The sequence below is a fragment of the Campylobacter sp. FU_497 genome (assembly GCF_025772425.1).
Classification (GTDB): Bacteria; Campylobacterota; Campylobacteria; order Campylobacterales; family Campylobacteraceae; genus Campylobacter_D; species Campylobacter_D lari_C.
On record NZ_JAKMSC010000010.1, the window covers coordinates 39584 to 55995 of the forward strand.

Annotated in this window: 18 protein-coding genes; 6 read left to right on the forward strand and 12 right to left on the reverse strand. The window is 29.2% G+C overall.

Annotation, left to right across the window (positions count from 1 at the left end):
* Positions 1-7: 7 nt before the first annotated feature.
* From L8W68_RS05410 to L8W68_RS05435, 6 genes are read left to right on the forward strand one after another with little or no spacing between them, the layout of a single operon-like run.
* Complete coding sequence (locus tag L8W68_RS05410; RefSeq protein ID WP_263675287.1) at positions 8-682, forward strand: response regulator transcription factor; 675 nt, start codon at positions 8-10, stop codon at positions 680-682.
* A complete protein-coding gene (locus tag L8W68_RS05415) occupies positions 679-1920 on the forward strand; it encodes an ArsS family sensor histidine kinase (RefSeq protein WP_087700579.1) in 1242 nt (413 codons plus the stop codon). Before L8W68_RS05410 ends, L8W68_RS05415 begins: the two co-directional genes overlap by 4 nt.
* Before the next feature lie 7 nt (positions 1921-1927).
* The gene (locus L8W68_RS05420) at positions 1928-3955 is read left to right on the forward strand and encodes an ATP-dependent helicase (protein WP_263675288.1); all 2028 of its coding nucleotides are present in this window, start codon (positions 1928-1930) and stop codon (positions 3953-3955) included.
* A 54-nt stretch (positions 3956-4009) separates the two neighbouring features.
* Positions 4010-4534 carry a thiol peroxidase gene (gene tpx / locus L8W68_RS05425; protein ID WP_012661493.1) on the forward strand — a complete coding sequence of 175 codons (525 nt, stop codon included), beginning with the start codon at positions 4010-4012 and terminating at the stop codon, positions 4532-4534.
* Positions 4535-4573: 39 nt separating this feature from the next.
* A complete protein-coding gene (locus tag L8W68_RS05430; protein WP_263675289.1) occupies positions 4574-5179 on the forward strand; it encodes a Crp/Fnr family transcriptional regulator in 606 nt (201 codons plus the stop codon).
* Positions 5180-5236: 57 nt separating this feature from the next.
* Positions 5237-5437: a DUF2892 domain-containing protein gene (locus L8W68_RS05435; RefSeq protein WP_012661495.1), complete on the forward strand. Its 201-nt coding sequence runs from the start codon at positions 5237-5239 to the stop codon at positions 5435-5437.
* On the opposite strand, the gene msrA is transcribed toward L8W68_RS05435, so the two are convergent.
* The 12 genes from msrA to L8W68_RS05495 form a co-directional block, all read right to left on the reverse strand.
* A complete protein-coding gene (gene msrA, locus L8W68_RS05440; protein WP_263675290.1) occupies positions 5434-5940 on the reverse strand; it encodes a peptide-methionine (S)-S-oxide reductase MsrA in 507 nt (168 codons plus the stop codon). The genes L8W68_RS05435 and msrA overlap by 4 nt on opposite strands.
* Complete coding sequence (locus L8W68_RS05445) at positions 5930-6295, reverse strand: hydrogenase maturation nickel metallochaperone HypA (RefSeq protein WP_263675291.1); 366 nt, start codon at positions 6293-6295, stop codon at positions 5930-5932. The genes msrA and L8W68_RS05445 overlap by 11 nt, the downstream gene beginning before the upstream one ends.
* Positions 6295-7266 carry a hydrogenase expression/formation protein HypE gene (gene hypE, locus L8W68_RS05450; RefSeq protein ID WP_263675292.1) on the reverse strand — a complete coding sequence of 324 codons (972 nt, stop codon included), beginning with the start codon at positions 7264-7266 and terminating at the stop codon, positions 6295-6297. The genes L8W68_RS05445 and hypE overlap by 1 nt, the downstream gene beginning before the upstream one ends.
* A gap of 1 nt (position 7267) precedes the next feature.
* Positions 7268-8359, reverse strand: a complete 1092-nt coding sequence (gene hypD, locus L8W68_RS05455; protein WP_263675293.1) for a hydrogenase formation protein HypD — start codon at positions 8357-8359, stop codon at positions 7268-7270.
* On the reverse strand, positions 8346-8627 hold the full coding sequence (locus L8W68_RS05460) for a HypC/HybG/HupF family hydrogenase formation chaperone (RefSeq protein ID WP_039618343.1): 282 nt from the start codon (positions 8625-8627) through the stop codon (positions 8346-8348). Before L8W68_RS05460 ends, hypD begins: the two co-directional genes overlap by 14 nt.
* On the reverse strand, positions 8627-9361 hold the full coding sequence (gene hypB, locus L8W68_RS05465; RefSeq protein WP_263675294.1) for a hydrogenase nickel incorporation protein HypB: 735 nt from the start codon (positions 9359-9361) through the stop codon (positions 8627-8629). Before hypB ends, L8W68_RS05460 begins: the two co-directional genes overlap by 1 nt.
* 63 nt (positions 9362-9424) lie before the next feature.
* Positions 9425-11623 (reverse strand): carbamoyltransferase HypF, encoded by a 2199-nt coding sequence (gene hypF / locus L8W68_RS05470; RefSeq protein ID WP_263675295.1) that lies wholly within the window; start codon positions 11621-11623, stop codon positions 9425-9427.
* The gene (locus L8W68_RS05475; RefSeq protein WP_263675296.1) at positions 11604-13118 is read right to left on the reverse strand and encodes a hypothetical protein; all 1515 of its coding nucleotides are present in this window, start codon (positions 13116-13118) and stop codon (positions 11604-11606) included. The genes hypF and L8W68_RS05475 overlap by 20 nt, the downstream gene beginning before the upstream one ends.
* Positions 13119-13217: 99 nt before the next feature.
* Positions 13218-14039, reverse strand: coding sequence for a dipeptidase PepE (gene pepE / locus L8W68_RS05480; protein WP_263675297.1), 822 nt, complete (start codon positions 14037-14039; stop codon positions 13218-13220).
* Between the two features lie 73 nt (positions 14040-14112).
* Positions 14113-14778, reverse strand: a complete 666-nt coding sequence (locus L8W68_RS05485; protein WP_263675298.1) for a M48 family metallopeptidase — start codon at positions 14776-14778, stop codon at positions 14113-14115.
* Positions 14754-16070, reverse strand: a complete 1317-nt coding sequence (locus L8W68_RS05490; protein ID WP_263675299.1) for an MATE family efflux transporter — start codon at positions 16068-16070, stop codon at positions 14754-14756. Before L8W68_RS05490 ends, L8W68_RS05485 begins: the two co-directional genes overlap by 25 nt.
* 79 nt (positions 16071-16149) lie before the next feature.
* Positions 16150-16412, reverse strand: a 263-nt coding sequence (locus L8W68_RS05495) for a DUF2920 family protein (RefSeq protein ID WP_263675300.1), incomplete at its 5' end; no start/stop codon positions are given.

A 16412-nucleotide genomic window follows, 5' to 3' on the forward strand; every position in this document is an offset into this window, starting at 1 on the left:
GAAAAAAATGACAAATATTTTAATGATAGAAGATGATTTAGAATTAGCAGAGATTATAGCTGAATATTTAGAGCAATTTGATATGAAAGTAGATATTGCTCATGAGCCTTATATAGGTCTTTCAAGACTTGCTTTAAATCCTTATGATTTAATCATTTTGGATTTAAGCTTGCCTGGACTTGATGGACTTGAAGTATGCGAGGAAATTCGTAAAAAATATGATACACCTATTATCATTTCAAGTGCAAGACATGATATTAGCGATAAGGTTGCTGCGCTTGATTTGGGTGCTGATGATTATTTGCCAAAACCATATAATCCTCAAGAACTTCAAGCAAGAATTAAAAGTCATTTAAGAAGAATTTCAAACACCAAAACCACTCAAACTCAAGTTAAAAAAGATCTTGTATATGATAAATACAAACATACTATCACTATGAAAGATCAAGAAATTAGCTTTACTAATGCTGAATTTGATATTTTGAGTTATTTAATTAAAAAAGAAGGTGGAGTGGTGAGCCGTGAAGAACTTGTGTATAATTGTAGCTCTATTAGTGAAGATTCTAGTAACAAAAGTATAGATGTAATCATTAGCAGAATCAGACAAAAAATCGGAGATGATCCTAAAACTCCAAAATACATTCATTCAATCAGAGGTATAGGATATAAATTAACTCAATGAATAAATCATCAATTTTTTATACCATAACCTTTGTTTTTTTACTTGCTAGTGTTAGTGTGATTTTGGCATTTTTATGGCTTATAAAATATGATCAGCAAAATTACACTAATGAGCTTAATGCGAAATATTCTTTTATAGCTAATGCAAGATTATTGTATTTTAATCATGTAATTAGCGAAAAAGAATTTTATGAGCAAACAAAAAATTACAAAATGATAGAACTAACAACCCCATCTTCTATAAGAAAAATCATCTACAAAGCTGAAACCATAGCACGCGCTCAAACTAGTACAGGTGTGGTTGAAATCATTACTTTAGAGGATAATGTGTATTTAAAAATCATTTTTGATGGTAAGCTTTATTTATATAAAGATTTAGAATATCAAGGTTATCGTTATTTTGTGATTAAGCTTATTGCTAGTATAGTAGTAATGGTTTTATTGATTTTATATATTTTTATCATTAGAAAATTAAAACCACTTAGAGCTTTAAAAAGACAAATAGATAAATTTGGCGAAAATAAACTCAATGAAATTCAAAATGTCAGTAAAGGCAATGATGAAATTTCTCAAGTAGCAACAGCCTTTTATGAGTCTATTTTGAGAATTCAAAAACTAAACACTTCAAGGCAATTTTTCTTAAGAAATATTATGCATGAGTTAAAAACACCTATTACTAAAGGTTTAATTACTTTAGAAATGCTTGAAGATAGCAAATATAAAGAAAGATTAGTAGGCGCTTTTAATCGTTTGGAAATTTTGATTAATGAATTTGCAGCCATTGAACAAATTACTTCAGGTGCTGGTTTGATTAATTTAAAAAAATACAATATCTTAGATCTTTTAGATGAAGCTAAAGATATAGCTATGAGTGATGATGAAAAAGTAAAAATTAGTATCAAAGAAAGTTTTAGTGTCAATGTGGATTTTAAACTTTTTACTACTGCGATGAAAAATATGATAGATAATGCGACAAAATATTCTGATGAAAATTGTGTTACTATAGAAATAACTAAAGATTATCTTTGCTTTAAAAACAAAGGAAAAGCCTTAGATAAAGACTTGAAATACTACACTCAAGCCTTTACACAAGGAAAGAAAAACAAAGATAGTTTTGGACTTGGATTATATATTGTTAAGACTATTTTAGATTCTCATAAACTTACGCTTTATTATGAATATAAAGATGGTATCAATCATTTTTATTTTAATGATATACAAAATATAATTTTAAACTAGGAAGCTCATGCCCTTATCGCGTTTAAATGAAGAACAATACAAAGCTGCTAGTGCTCCTTTTGGACACAATCTAATCATAGCAAGCGCAGGCACAGGTAAAACTTCAACCATAGTTGCAAGAATAGCTTTTTTACTTCAAAATGGTATAAAGCCTGAAAAAATTATGCTGTTAACCTTTACAAACAAAGCTAGTAAAGAAATGATAGAAAGACTTAGTAGGTATTTTGATAAAAGCATTACTTCAAAAATCACAGCAGGTACCTTTCATAGCACTGCTTATTCTCTACTTAAAGAATTAAATCATGATATTATTTTAAAACCTGCAAGTGAGCTTAAAATTCTTTTACGTTCCATTTTTGAAAAACGCACTTTTCATCATCTAAGTGATACTAAACCTTATATGCCAAGCTATTTATATGATGTGTATTCTTTATTTCAAAATACTAATGCAAATTTAGATGAATTTTATAATTGGTTTTGTCAAAATTATGATGAACAAGCTGTTTATGCTGAAATTTATGAGGATATTTTAAAAGAATACGAAGAAGAAAAAGCACGTTTTAATTATGTGGATTTTAATGATTTGTTGATTAAATTAAAACATGTTTTAGCTTCACATCATTTTGAATTTGATGAGATTTTAGTAGATGAGTACCAAGATACTAATACTTTACAAGGTTCATTAATTGATGCTTTTAAAAGTAAAAGTTTATTTTGTGTGGGGGATTATGACCAAAGTATTTATGCTTTTAATGGAGCTGATATTTCTATTATAGGAAGTTTTAAAGATAGATTTATCGATGCAAATATTTTTACTTTAAATAAAAACTATCGTTCTAGTAAAAATATACTTGCGCTGGCTAATAAGGTTATTTTAAACAATGAAAGATTATATCCTAAAGAATTGATTGTAACTAGAGAAGGAGATTTTAAAGCACCAAGCTTGCTAACTTTCAATGAACTATTTGATCAATACTCCACCATAGCAAAAATAATTTTACAAAGCGGGGTTAATCTTGATGAAATTGCTGTTATTTTTAGAAATAATTCTAGCGCAGATGGAGTAGAAGTTGCCTTAAGAGAACTTGGTATAGCAAGCAAAAGAAAAGGCGGGGGAAGCTTTTTTGAAAGCTTGGAAGTTAAAAACTTTTGCTCTATGCTTGCAATCGTGCTTAATCCAAAAGATATCATGGCTTTTATACACTTGCTTGAATACACCAAAGGAGTTGGTGGGGTTTTAGCAAAAGATATTTTTGATGCTTTATTAAAACTGGGGCATTCTAGTTTGATTAAAGGTTTTTTAAATCCTGATAGTAGTGTGAGTTTAAAAAAATACAAAAAGCAAAGTTACCAACTAGGACTTTTTGATGATATTGAGGAGCTAGCCTCGCCTTCAAGGTTTAACCTAGAAAGCGAATTTAATACCCACCCTATTTTAAGCCTTCCTAAAATTAACGAGTTTTGTGCGAAAAATCTTGAAAAAATTTATCTTTTTATTAAAAAAGCAAGCGAGTGTAAGGTTTCAACTCAACTTGTAAATTTGATCTTAGAAAATGATTATTTTAAAGAAATTTGTGATATTTTAGCAACTAAAAGAGCAACTAATAAAAACTCTAATGTTGACTTAAATAAAAAAAGTGAAATTTTAGAAAAAATCAATGCAAAAATGTTTGTATTAAAAGAACTTGCTAAAAATTATAGTGATAATTATAAATATTATAATTTTCTTACTCTTGGTGCTAGTGAAATGAGTAGTGGTAGTGGGGTCAATCTTTTAAGCATACATGCTAGTAAGGGACTTGAGTTTGAGCTTGTATTTGTAATTGATCTTGCACAAGGAAGATTTCCTAATCAAAAACTCATGAGCATGGGTGGGAGTTTAGAAGAAGAAAGAAGGCTTTTTTATGTAGCTGTAACTAGAGCTAAGGATACTTTATACTTAAGCTATGCAAAATATGACAAGATTAAAAAAAGCAATTATCAGCCTTCGTGTTTTCTAATCGAAGCAGGTATGTGTAAAGAAGAACAAAAATAAGACTTTATTAATCTTTTTATATTATGATTAATAAAAATCATTCAAGGAGAAAAAATGAATAGTGTATTATTCAAAGGAAATAAAGTAAATTTAAAAGGAAACAACATCCAAGTTGGCGATATGGCTCCAAATATCACCTTAAAAGCTAAAGATCTTTCAGGTGTTGAAATTGCTCCAAAAGGCAAAACTCAAATTATTATCAGCGTGCCAAGCCTTGATACTCCAGTATGTGCAACTGAAGCTAGAGAATTTAATAAAAAAGCAGCAGCAAGCGGTGTAGAAGTAATCGTAGTTAGCATGGACTTACCATTTGCTATGGGTCGTTTTTGCTCAACTGAAGGTATAGATAATTTAACTGTTGCAAGTGATTTTGTTTCTAAAGAATTTGGTGAAAAATATGGTGTTTTAATGGCTGATGGTCCACTTGAGGGAATTTTAGCTAGAGCAGTGTTTGTAGTTAAAGATGGTGTAGTTGCTTATAAAGAATTAGTAAATGAAGTAACAGAACTTCCAAATATGCAAGCTCTAGAAAGCTTCTTTGGTCAAAGTTGTGGATGTGGTGGTTGTGGTTGCCACTAAAATTTAAAAGCCTTTTATAGGCTTTTAAAACTTAAAAACATGGAAAATTTTCTTTCTCATTTTGAAATAGAAAAACAAGATCTCAAACTTATACAAGAGCACTTACAAATAATAAACATTGAAAAAGACTTTAAGGTCAATGATAAATGTTTAGGATTTATAAAAATTTTAAAAGGCGAGCTTAGAGCTTTTATTCTAACTCCAAATGCAAAAGAAATAACACTTTTTCACCTTAAAGAAAATGATGAATGCGTTATTTGCTCTGAGTGCAATATGGATGGTATATCTTATGATGTTTTTATACAAAGTACTCAAAATACAAGTATAACCATCATCCCCTCATCGATTTTTCAAATTTTAAAAGAAAAATACCCAAAAATTAATGATTATGTTTTAAGTTTAATCACTAAGCGTTTTAATACCTTAATCAAAGTTTTAGAACAAGCTTTATTTATGCCTTTATCTTCTAGAATTTGTGATTTTTTAAAAGAAAATACTAGTAACAATACTTTAAAAATTACCCATGAAGCTTTAGCTAATCACTTAGGAAGTGCTAGAGAAGCCGTTTCAAGAATTTTAAAAGAACTAGAAAAAGAAGGTAAAATCAAACTTGAAAGATCTAAAATAATACTAATTTCTTTGTAACTTTATCACAGAAATACTTTTAAAATTTATTTATAATATCAACAAAAAGGAGAAATTATGAGTAAATTAGAAAGAGTGCTAAGAATAGCTTTAGCCATAGTGGCATTTTCTTTAGGAGTTTATTTTTCAACTTGGTGGGGATTATTGGGTTTAATTCCTTTATTAACAGGTATTTTTGCTGTTTGTCCTATAAGAGTGCTTAGTGGAAAACAAGCTTGTCCACTTGGGGTTTGCCCTATTTCTAAAAAGAAAAATTAGGAATGATTTACTAGTTTTTCTAGCTTTGGTGTAATGACAAATCTACAATAAGTTTGACTGGGATTATTTTTAAAATATTTTTGATGATAATCCTCAGCCTTATAAAATTTTTCTAATTTTAAAACTTGTGTAACTATGGCTTTAGCATAATATTTTTGTGCTTTTTGTAAAAAATCACTAATGATTTTTAACTCCTCATTAGTTTGATAAAAAATAACTGATCTATACTGTATCCCCTCATCAGCACCTTGTTTATCTAAGCTTGTTGGATCATGCATTTTGAGAAAAATTTCTAAGATTTTTTCTAATGAAATTTGTTTTTCATCATAAATTATCTTAGCTACTTCTATATTTCCATCGCCATTTATCACGCTTTCATAACTTGGATTTGGCTTACCACCGCTATAACCTACTTCTGTATAAACTACGCCTTTAATTTCATCAAACACAGCTTGAGTACACCAAAAACAACCCACACCTAAGATGATTTCTTTATTTGTCATTATTTTCTAAATCCTTATTTTCTTTTAAAACAAGTTGCATAAGATAAAGTTCTTCTCCGTCTATGATTTTTAAATCTTTATCTTCGCATTTTGGGCACCAAAAGATATTATTTTCAAGTACTCCGCTAAAATGGCATTTTTGACACTCAACTACTACTTCTTGAATGTGCATAATAAATTTAGCATTCTTACACAAAGGACTATTTTCTTTAAAAGTTTCAAAGCTTCTTTGCAAAAGTGGAGGTTCAACCCCGCTTAAGCGCCCTATTTTAACATGCACTTCTTCAATAACTTTTCCTTGAGCATATTCTTCACAAAGCTCTAGTAATGATTCTGTAATGCTTAACTCATGCATTAGCAAATTCTTGGTAAAAGTTCGCCTTTTGGAGCTTCTAAAATGCGTTTTGCTCCATAAGCATTTTCTAAAACCACTCTTGCTTTTTCATTAGCTGTGATTTCACCTATAATGGCTGCATTAGCATTAAATTGTTTTAAAATTTCTAATACTTTTTGCTCATCTTTTTTATCTACGCAAACAATAAAAGTTCCTTCATTTGCAAGCTCATAAGGCTCATACCCAAAAAGCTCACAAACCCCTAAAACTTCATCGCAAACTGGGATTTTTTCTTCATATATTAAAAGCTCTAAATTACTTAATTTAGCCCATTCATTTAAAACCGCACTAAGTCCACCACGCGTAGCATCACGCATTGCTTTTATGGAAATATCTGCATTTAAAAGTGCTAAAACTTCATCTTTTAAGCTTTTGCAATCACTTTGGATATTTGCCTCTAAATTATTTCTTTTAACCAAAACCGCACAACCATGAGCTCCAATATCCCTTGAAACTAAGATGCTACAATCACTTTTTAAGTCTTTGGTATTGATTTTTTGTATATTTTTACCTATACATGAAGTATTAATGTATATTTCATCGCCTTTATTTTTAGGAACAACTTTAGTATCCCCGCAAACTAGCTTTACTCCCGCTTTATCGCATTCTTCTTTTATAGATTTTAGTATAATTTTTAACTTTTCTATCTCAAAACCCTCTTCTAAAATCAAAGCTAGTGATAAATATAGCGGTTTTGCTCCTACCATTAATACATCATTTACGCTACCACAAACTGCTAATTTTCCTATATTTATATCTTTTAAAAAGATAGGATTTAATACAAAAGAATCAGTACTAAAAGCCAAATCATCTAAAATAGCAGCGTCATTTGCTTCTTTTAAAACATCATTTTCAAAAATAGAAAAAATTTCACTTATTAAAGCATTCATTTCTTCGCCACCACCACCGTGGGCTAGAGTAATTTGTTTCATTTTATGCCTTATCTTGATAGTATTTATAATAAGCCGCACAAGCTCCTTCACTAGAAACCATACAGCTACCTATGGGATTTTTTGGAGTACAAGCTTTTGCAAACACCTTACAATCATAAGGCTTAACTAAGCCTCTTAAAATTTGACCACAAATACAAGCCTTGCTTTCATCTTTACTTTGCACTTTACAATCAAACACTTTGCTAGCATCTAAGTGTGCAAATTCATCTTTTAAACAAAGCCCACCATTTACAATCACTCCAAGACCTCTAAATTCAAAATCACAAGGTTTAAAGTATTTTTCTACTAAAGCCTTAGCTTTTAAATTTCCCTCTTTGCTAACTACTCTGTGATATTCATTATAAACTTCAAAAGTATTTGCATTCATTTGCTCTACTATATTTAACACACTAAGCATTATATCAACTGGCTCAAAACCACTCACTGCTATAGGAGTTTTGTATTTTTTAGCAATAGGTTCATAAATATTTGATCCTGTGATAACGCTTACGTGAGAAGGTCCTAAAAAGGCATCAATTTTTACATTTTCATCTTGCATGATAGCTTCTACTGCGGGTGGAACTAATACATGATTAATATGAAAAAATAAATTTTTTAAATTTAAGGCTATACTTTTTTCTATAATCACCCCACTCATAGGTGTAGTTGTCTCAAAACCTATGGTAAAAAAGATTATATTTTTCTCAGGGTTTTTTAAAGCTATATCTATCACATCCAAAGGTGTATAAAGCGCTCTAACATCAGCTCCTTTAGCTCTAAGATCAATTAAGCTTTCATAGCTTCCTGGCACTTTAAGCATATCGCCTAATACACAAAAGATAGTATTTGGCATACTTGCAAGCTTTAAAGCCACATCAATACGCTCTCTTGGCATAACACATACAGGACAGCCTGGGCCGTGAACAAAATTAATTTCTTTTGGCAATAAATCAGGTAAACCAAATTTCATAATACTATGCGTATGTCCACCACAAATTTCCATGATATTAATAGGCTTAGTAATTTTAGAAGCAATAAGTTCTTTTAGGGTTAAAATTCTTTCTTTATCTCTAAAATCATTAATTAAATCCATTTTTTAGCCCCATATCGCCTTCATTTTCATCAATTTGTCCATTTTGCATCTTCTCTGCTATATCTGTATAAATTTTTAAACTCTCTTGTGCAGCTTGAGTGTCAATTTTTTCCATAGCAAAACCCACATGTATAAGCACATAATCACCTACTTTTAAAGGTTCGCTTATCAAGTCTAAACTCACTCTTCTTTTAACCCCTAAAGTTTCTACTATGGCTGAATTTAGCTCATCAATTTCTAAAATTTTAGAAGGTATAGAAAGACACATTAGTTAAGCTCCTTTTTCATTTTTAGATAATTTATCCAAAGATCAAACCCTGTTTTTGTTTTGCTATCTAAAATCATAATATCTATTTTAGGATTTAGCCTTTTAGCAGCCATAGAAGCCGCTTTGAAATCAAAGTCAAAATACTGAGCTAAATCGGCTTTAGTAATGACTAATAAATCAGCCTTTCTAAACATCACTGGATATTTTTCTATCTTATCACTACCTTCTGTTACTGAAAGTAAAACCACATTTAAATGCTCGCCTAAATCATAACTTGCAGGACATACTAAATTTCCCACATTTTCAACAAAAACTATATCAAGTTCGCTAAGTTTAAAATGATGTAAAGCTTCATGCACCATAAAAGCATCTAAATGACAAGTTTGTCCTGTGGTGATTTGATGAGCTAAGCCTCCTGCTTTGATAATGCGGTTTGCATCATTATTAGTTTCTAAATCCCCTTCAACCACGGCTATTTTTAAATCATCTTTTAAAGTTTTTATAGTTTCTTCTAAAAGTGTTGTTTTACCGCTTCCTGGAGAACTCATTAGATTAATACAAAGAGTATTATACTCATTGAAATGCTCTCTATTATGAGCTGCTTGATGATCATTTTTTGATAAAATTTTACTAATAACATTAATAGTTTTTTCATCTTTTAAAGCTGGATTTTCATGATGGTGATCATGATGATGTTCATGTCCATTAATAGAACAGCCACAATCTTTACACATAATCTTTCCTTTATATTTTTATTTTATTGTATATAAAAAAGTATTAAAAAAATATGAGTTTTATTAAGTTTTTAAAGATAAATAATGTACAAGTTGTCCAAGCGCAATAGAGCTATCATTGCAAGGAAATTGTAAAGAAGTTTTATAAGTGAATTTTTTTCGATCTAAAATTTCAAGCAAGGTTTTATTTTGAAATACCCCGCCACACAAAAGTACTTCTTCTTTAAAATCTTTTGAATATTCTATAATTAAATTTGCAATGCCATTAAGTAAACCTGTGCTAATTTTAACCTTATCTTTATCTTTTAAAGCTTGTAAAAAAGCATTTTTAAAGCAAATTTCTTTTTCTTGGATGTCAAATTTGTAACTATAATCAAGATTTTTATCATAATATTTTTCCATCAAAAGTCCAATTTGAGCTTCATAATCAAGCTTTTGTATATCAAAAGCAAAAGTGCCAAAAGCATCAATAATCCTACCAAGAGAACTCGTATATAAAGAGCTTTGAGTGTGAATTTTTTTAAGATTATTTAATTTTACTTGAGAAAATTTAGCTAAAAACTCGCTAGCTTTGCTTTCTAAATTAAAATCAAAAATCAAAGCTAAAGTTAAATTTGCGATATTTTTAATATCTGCATTGATTAGTTTGAAATTTTTAAAATGATTTAGCCTTTCATAGCTTTTTAAACTCGCTCTAAAAATCTCTCCGCCCCAAATTTTTTCATCATCCCCATAACCTGTTCCATCAAAAACAAAGGCCAAAACATCATTTTTGTAATTTTTGTGTTCAAATAAACAAGCGCACAAATGTGCATAGTGATGTTGCACGCGAAAATTTTTATAATCTTTAAATTCTTTTACGTAGTTAAATTGTGGGTGTTTATCGCTTAAAATATGATCAAAATTTAGTTTATAAGAGTTTTGAAAGAAAGTTAAAATTTTAAAAAATCTCTCTTGTATATCTAAACTTTTCATATCGCCTATATAAGGAGAAATGAAAATTTGATTTTTAAAAAAACATGCAAATTCATTTTTTAACTCACTTCCTAGAGCTAGAATATTTTCTTTTGCATTAAAAATATCTGCTGTGTTAACATAAAGTGGGTTAAGACCTCTTGAAGTCCTTAAAAACATTACTTCTTTACCAATAACTTGAGCAATGCTATCATCACTTGAATTATGTATTGCTCTATCATAATCAAGATAAAAATCAAACACATTACTAAGTTGCTCTAAAAGTTTTGTTTCTTCATAAATAATGCTTTGTGAGCTTAGATTAGCACTTGTTGCAATGATAGGTTTTTTAAAATGTTCAAAAAGCATTAAATGTGTTCCCATATAAGCTAACATAATACCTATTTTATTAGTATCTGGCGCTAAGCTTTTATGGATATTTTTGCTATTTAAAATAACTATGGGTTTTAAATTTGAAGTTAAAAGTTTTGCTTCAGCTTTATTAATAAAAGCTAATTCTCGAGCCATTTTAAGATCTTTTACCATAATAGCAAAAGGCTTTTTAGGGCGATTTTTACGTATTCTAAGTTCATTTATAGCATTTTCATTTGTGCTATCACAAATTAAATGAAACCCACCCATACCTTTAAAAGCTATGATTTTACCTTGTTCTAAAAGTTTTGCAAGCAAGATAAAAGCTTTTTCATCTTTAGCTAAAATATTTTGATTTTTATCTTTTAAAAAGATAGTAATTTTACATTTTGAGCATGAAAGCGGTTGAGCATGAAAGCGACGATTAATAGGATCTTCATACTCGCTTTGACAAAAAGAACACATTTTAAACTTATCCATAGTCGTATTAACTCTATCATATGGAAGTTTTTTTATAATAGAAAATCTTGGCCCACAATTTGTGCAAGTGATGAAAGGGTATTTAAAGCGTGGATTTTTCTCATCATAAAATTCATTATAGCAATCCTCACAAAGAGCAAAATCACTCAGAATCGGACTAAATTTTTCACTATCTTGTGAAGTACTTATGATAAATTCATTATAAGTTTTTTGAAGTTTTTTATAAGAAAAATTAAAATCATCTATCCTAGCTAAAGGTGGTAAATTAGCAAAAAGTTTTTCTTTAAAAATTTCTAATTCATCATTACTACACTCAAGGATTACAACAACACCTAAGCTATTATTATAAACTTCACCTTTTAAATTAAGCTCTTTAGCTATATTAAAAACAAAAGGACGAAAGCCAACGCCTTGCACTAACCCTTTAATATGAATTTCATATCCAAAGTGGGACATCGCTTAACTTAAAAAATGGTATGTGTTTAAATACATTTTTACTAAGGCTTTTATGTTCAAACAAGCTCCCACTAAGCACGGCACAATCAACTTGCTCTTTAGCCTTTAAATCATCAAATAAATCTCTTAAAAAATACGCCAAACTCTCAACAACGCCTAAGGCTATGATTTGATTTTCTACTCCAGCAAGCTTAAAACTCATCACGCTTCTTAAGGTCTTAGTATAATCAAATTCCTTTTGCTCATTAAGCTTAAAGTCTATCCTAACACCTTTTGCCATTTTACTCTCATCTGCTAAGGCCAAAAGCGCTAATGCTGCTTTTTTCTCGTCTTCATCAAGCTCTAAAATCATCCCTACCATGCCAAAAAGATTAAAAAAATTATTAGCCATGTTAAGTTCTTTTCGCACTAGGGTAAATTCTTTTTCATAATTAGCTAATAATCTCTTAGCAACATCATCTTGACTTATAGTTTCATAAAACTCATCAAAGCTTTTTGGTAAATTTAGTTTTAAAAGATTGATTTCTTTATCAAGTAAAATAATATCATCATATTTTTTACTAAGTTCTAAAAGCAAAGGCTTTTTGTCTTTAAAATCAGACAATATACAAGAAATTCTTGCGAAATTTTTATCCTCTTTTTGAAAAATCAAATTTTTAAATTCAGGTAAAATATAATCATAACCCCTACAAACTACTAGTTCATTTTCGATTAAAGCTACTTCAAAATCATCTTCAAAATGTTCTAGCTTTTTAAAATTTAAAAACTTAATTCCTTCTTTTTCAAGCTCAAAACATAAAGCAAACAAGAAAAGATTATCATATATTTTTATTTTAAAATATTCATGATTTAATTGATGATTTTGTCTAAAAATAGCATTAAATTTAAGCTTCATTAGAGGCTTTTCAACCCCTGCTAAGATTTTAAATTGCTCGTTATTACAAGAAAAAAATGCATTGATATGTTTTGGGTCACAAGGTATTAAAAAATCATCCAATGCTTCATTAAAAATTTCAAAAGCATATATTCCTTTTGAGTTTTTAAAATGTATTTTTTCTTTGTTTTTTAATTTTTCTAATGCTTTTTTTAAATTATTGTAGAAATTTTCTTTAGTGATTTTTATAAATTCTTCTTCTATTTTAAATTCTTCTTCTATAAAAATACCCCATTCATTTTCTAAAAGCTCGCCATTAGTATAAGCATTTGCATTGAGTCTTGTTAAAAAACTTCTTTTGGTGAAGGTTTTTTCTTTTTTTATAGGTGTAAAATCTTCTTCTATAACTTTTAAGTCAAATTTGTTTAAAAAAACACTATGGCTGATATTTTCTAAATTAGAACAAAAGGCTTGAATTTCATCTTTTTCGCCTTTAATTTTAATGATGATTTTTTCATCTTTTTGCTCATAATTATACACATAATCTTTAGCATAATAAGCTAACAAATACTCAAAAATATCATTTTTAGATTTATAATCAAAAGTAATTTCTAAAAGCAAGTTTAAAACCTTAAAATTAAATTTTAAAGCATAAATATAACAATTTTAATTCTAAGGAAAGCTTAAACAAGCTATCTAAAATATAGATAGCTTGTTATTTTAGTAGTTAAATTCAGAACCGATAGCGATTTTTTGAATTTCTTTTTTGTTTTCAAGTTTTAAAAGTGGAGCATTTTTGTCCATACCTAAAACTTTTGCTTTTTTACCATCAAGTGACAATGCAACACCTTCAGGTAAAGCATAAACCACTACTTTAGGATTAACAATCAAAAACTCTTCAAGTCTTTCTTCACGACTTTCACCATTATGTCCTACTGGTTTACCTGAGATAAAATGCGGGTTGATTTGATGAGGGAAGATATTGAAAGTATTGAATGATTTTGGTTCAACTATAGGCATATCATTAGTTGTCATCATAGTTGCACCTGCTACGTTTGAGCCTGCTGACCAGCCAACATAAGGCACACCCTCACTTACTCTTTTTGCAATGAGTTCTACTAGGTTATTATTATAAAGTTGATTTACAAGTTCAAAAGTATTTCCACCCCCTACAAAAATCGCATCAGCACTTTTAACAATATCAACAGCATTACCTCTATGTACGCTAATTATTTGAAGTCCTAAGCTTTCTAAAGCTTTAGCAACTTGTGCTTCATATTGTTCATAAGTTTTTCTAACACCTGCATAAGGTATGAATGCTACTTTTTTACCTTTTAAGTTATTTTTTTCAACAAATTCTTTAAGCCAAGGTAAAGCATGGTTTAAATACCCAGTGTCTTTATAGCCCGAACTTGAGAGCAATAAAGCTTTTTGCTTATCTTTTGGGAAATTAACCACATCATTAGCATTTAAAGCCACCCCACTAAAAAGCATAGCAGCTAAACCAAGAGCACCTACTTTTAACAAATTTCTTCTTTTCATTGTTTTTCCTTTAAAAGATATTTAAAAACTATTTATTTTAATAAATATTTTTTTAAATTAGAATAAATTCTTGTTAAAAAATAAGACTTTTTAGAAAAATTTCCCTTGCTTTATAATCAGGCATAAATTTATATAAAAAATCATAAAATTCTTTTTGATGATGTGGGTAGATTAAATGTGTAAGTTCATGTAAAATCACATATTCTATGGCTTTTATAGGTTTTTGCATGAGTTTTAAATTTAAGTTTATGTATGCTTTTTGATGATTACAAGAACCCCATCTTGAGATCATTTCTTTAATGCAAATTCTTTGCACCCTTCTCTTGCAGACAAATTGCCATTTTTTTATAAAATACTCGAAAATCACCCTAGCACTACGCCTTAAAAAAAGATCTAAGGCTTTTTGATTTTTTGCAAAGATTTTATCTTTTTTTATGAGAACTTTTTTATGATTTTCATTAAAAACTAGCTTATATTTTCTACCTAAAAAATACAACTCATCACTTGCTAAAACTACTCTTTTTAAAGAAAGTTCTTTTTCTTTGGTTCTAATCCAACTTTCATTTTTTTCTAAAAATCTTAAAACATCTCTTTGCTCATAATATAGCGGTATGCTAAGTTTGAAATTTAAATCCCTATCTATCCTAAGTCTTAGATATTTAAGTTTTTTCTTTTCAAAAGCAAAACGAAATTCTTTAAATTCTAAAATTCCTTTTATACTAGTGCTTTGCCTTGCCATTTTTTACTTTTCCATCTATATGAATTTACAATACCGCGTAAAAACTCATCTGCACAAAAACCTATCCAAACTCCTAAAATTCCAAGTCCAGCATAAAAACAAAGCACATAACCAACTGGTAAAGAAACCCCAAGCATAAACACCACTCCACTTAAAAATGGAAATCTCGCATCACCACTTGCTCTTAGCGAATTCACCATGACTATATTAAAAGTTCTTGAGATTTCTAAGAAAATTGAAAGAGTAAAAAGTGGTATCATAAGCTCTTTTAAACTTTCTTCAAGCTTTACCACACCCATAGTAAAATCTTGCAAAACATAATTAAGTAAAGCTACAAAAGCACTTGCTACCACGCTAAAATATAAAGCTATCCATGTATGTTTATAGGCCACATTTAAGTATTTTGCGCCAACTAATTTACCTATGATAATTTCATTGGCTACGCTTATAGCTTGCCCTACTAGCATGATGAGCAAAGAAATTTGAAAATAAATCGTTTGAACGCTTAAATTTTCTTTACCCAAACTTGCTACAAAAGCAAAAGCTATGGTGTATTGTATAAACCATATCAAATGCTCTCCTGCTGCAAAACCACCGATGTTAAAAATCTTTTTAAATACCACTTTTTCAAGGCTTATCATCTCTTTAAATTTAAGATGAATTTTGAGTTTAAAACTAAGTATTGCTACAAGCATACTAAAGGCTACCAAACGCCCAAGTATATTACTAAGCCCTACCCCAAAAAGCTCTAACTTTGTAAAATGTAATACATAAAAATTTCCTATAAATATCACAATATTCATCAATAAGGTAGTAAACATAACCCAATAAGCCATATTATATACCCTAATAATAGCAGCCAAAACTATACCCATAGCGTCAAAAAACAGACAAATTCCAAGCATGTGCAAGTAAATCGCACTATCTTTTAAAAGCTCATTTGGAATTTGCAAAAGATAGAGTAAAAACTCTCCATGCCATAAAATCAAACTTCCGCACACAAAGCCAAGCAAGGCATTTAAAAATAAACTTTGATGAATTGCTTTTCTTGCTAGAGTGTAATCTTTAGCTCCTAAAGCTTGAGCGATCACTACACTACAACCCACACTTAAAAAACTAAAAATAATGATAAATAAATCTGCTACTTGATTACCCGCACCCATTGCCCCAACCAAAAAGTTAGAATATTGCGAAACCATCACGGTGTTGATAATCAAAGAAAAATATCTTAAAAACATTTCAAGTAATATAGGCATACTAAGATGTTTAAGTGAAAGTTGTTTGCTAGCCATAAATACTCTTTTTGATAATAATCTTTTGAAAGTAAAAAGTAATTTTACTTAAAAATTACTTTTTATAAAATAAATAATGTCAATTTGAATTTACTATACTTAAAACAATCTGTTCATTTTCCTCTTTAAAAGTATATATTAAATCATCACACTTATATGAGATTTCTTTTTTACAAGTTTTATCTTTTAAAGGTTCTTGTAGAATTTGTGGTAAGTGTTTTTTGACTAAAGTTTTTATTGACATTCCTAATCCGTGATTTAAATTTTTAATCAATCTACCATCTATTTGTTTTTCACAATTAATTTCATATAAGCAAGCATTAAATCCTAATTGATTTAAAA